This is a genomic window from Achromobacter spanius (assembly GCF_039673305.1).
Lineage (GTDB): Bacteria > Pseudomonadota > Gammaproteobacteria > Burkholderiales > Burkholderiaceae_B > Achromobacter > Achromobacter spanius_F.
Genome location: NZ_JBDJLJ010000118.1, coordinates 1 through 1,917, shown reverse-complemented (window position 1 = coordinate 1,917; position 1,917 = coordinate 1). Strand labels below are relative to the sequence as shown.

Here is a 1,917-nt window from a genome sequence, read left to right as displayed (position 1 = left end):
CATGGGCGCCGGCGGCAGCGTCTATCTGCAGGTGGGCGCGTTCAGCCAGCCGGGCAACGCGCAGTCGCTGGTCAGCCGCATCAACACGCAATTGAGCGCCGAAGGCGCGCCGCCCGCGTCCGTCGAGCAGGCCAACGACCTGTACCGCGTCAGGATCGGCCCCTATCCCGACCGCCAAAGCGCGCTGAACGCGGTGCAGGTCGTATCGGACCGGCTCGGCATCATGCCGAGCATTGCCTCCCAGTAAACGGAAGGCCAGCTACCAGGGCAGTTCGGCCTGGCCGTCGCACACGCGGCGCGCGCGCGCATTGCGGCTGAGGTAGCGGTTGCCTTCGTGCGCCAGCAGCGCCTGCTTGCGCGGCAGCCCGCCGCCGAAGCCGGTCAGCGAGGTATCCGCGCCGATCACACGGTGGCACGGAATGATGATGATGATCGGATTGCGGCCGACGGCGCCACCCACTGCCTGCGCGCCCTTGGGGCGGTCTACCGTGCGGGCCAGCTCGCCATAGCTGGTCAGTGCGCCGAACTCCAGCGCGCACAGCGCATGCCAGACCTGATGCTGGAAGGCGGTGCCCACCGGATCCAGCGCGACGTCGAACGTGCGGCGCTGGCCGGCAAACCATTCGTCCAGTTCACGGCGGGCCTGCTCCAGGATGGGGTTGTTGTCGGCGAGCGTCCAGCCATCCGGCGACGGCAGCAGTTCCTGATCGGTGAACCACGCGCCGCGCAGGCCCTTGGGGCTGGCGACGAGGCGCATCTCGCCCAGCGGCGTGGCCATGTCCCGGTAGGCAATCGGCTCCAGCGGGTCGGCGGGCTTGTTCGACACGACAGTTGAATACACCATGTCTTATTCCGCCGATTTCTTGCGGGCCAGGGCCCGGTTGTACAGCACGTCGCGGGCCTGCCCCGTGACCTTGGCGGCCACGCGCGCGGCGTCGCGCACGGACAGCGATTCCAGCAAGGCATCGAGCAGGACGTCGGTGCGCGGGTCGGCGTCTTCGTCTTCCTGTTCGTCCTCCCAGGCATGGACGATCAGCACGAACTCGCCCTGCTCGCGGTGCGAATCCGCGGCCAGCCAGGCCGCCCCTTCGCCCAGCGGGAAGGTGGCGATTTCCTCGAAGCGCTTGGTCAACTCGCGCGCCACGGTCAGTTGACGGTCGGGGCCGCAGACCTCGAGCAGATCGGCGAAAGCGGCCGCCAGCCGGTGCGGCGATTCAAACATCACGACGGGCGCGGGCAACGCGCACCACTGGCGCAGCCAGCGCTGACGCGCCACCGCCTTCGATGGCGGAAAGCCCGCGAAGGCAAAGGCCGGATTTTCGTCCGTGGTGACCCCGCTGCCCATCAGCGCCGCGATCACCGCGCTGGGCCCGGGCACCGGCACCACCGCGTAGCCCGCGGCGCGCACCGCCCGGACCACGCGCGCGCCGGGGTCGCTGACCGCGGGCGCGCCCGCGTCGGACACCAGGGCCACGCGCTGGCCTTGCGCCAGGCGTTCGCAAATGGCTTGCGCCGCCGCGGCCTCGTTGTGCCGATGGGCGGCCATGAGCGGCGTGCTCACGCCCCACGCGTCCAGCAGCGTGCGGCTGGCGCGCGTGTCCTCGGCGGCAATCACGTCGGCTCCCTGCAAGGCATGCCAGGCCCGCAGGCCCAGGTCGCCCAGGTTGCCGATCGGCGTCGCCACGACATACAGCGTCGAGGCGGGCCAATGCTGCCCCGCCACGCGTTCGGCAACGCGGGACCAAGCATCGCCGGCGGGCGGGGAAGAGACGTTTTGATTCATTGCAGCCTGCTGACACGGAAAACCATGTCAGTGTAGCCGCCTATGCCCGCCGCTCCCGGAATCCCCTGACGGACGACACCTTGCGCCTTGCCTGCGAACTAGCCCTGGCGGCCCGCTGCCGCGCGGCCAAACGG

The 1,917-nt window shown here is 70.2% G+C and carries 3 protein-coding genes; 1 reads left to right on the top strand and 2 read right to left on the bottom strand.

Translation table 11 applies throughout. The features are described 5' to 3' along the window. Positions 1-247, top strand: a 247-nt coding sequence (locus ABE485_RS31055) for an SPOR domain-containing protein (RefSeq protein ID WP_346519093.1), incomplete at its 5' end; no start/stop codon positions are given. 12 nt (positions 248-259) lie between these two features. On the opposite strand, the gene ABE485_RS31050 is transcribed toward ABE485_RS31055, so the two are convergent. Together ABE485_RS31050 and rsmI are read right to left on the bottom strand one after the other, a co-directional pair. After that, a complete protein-coding gene (locus tag ABE485_RS31050; protein WP_346519092.1) occupies positions 260-844 on the bottom strand; it encodes a methylated-DNA--[protein]-cysteine S-methyltransferase in 585 nt (194 codons plus the stop codon). Between the two features lie 3 nt (positions 845-847). Next, a complete protein-coding gene (rsmI, locus tag ABE485_RS31045) occupies positions 848-1,783 on the bottom strand; it encodes a 16S rRNA (cytidine(1402)-2'-O)-methyltransferase (RefSeq protein ID WP_346519091.1) in 936 nt (311 codons plus the stop codon). Between the last annotated feature and the right edge of the window lie 134 nt (positions 1,784-1,917).

Coding starts and splice junctions, on each gene's coding strand:
- ABE485_RS31050 (WP_346519092.1), bottom strand. CDS start 844: ATGGTGTATTCAACTGTCGTGTCGAACAAGCCCGCCGACCCGCTGGAG.
- rsmI (WP_346519091.1), bottom strand. CDS start 1,783: ATGAATCAAAACGTCTCTTCCCCGCCCGCCGGCGATGCTTGGTCCCGC.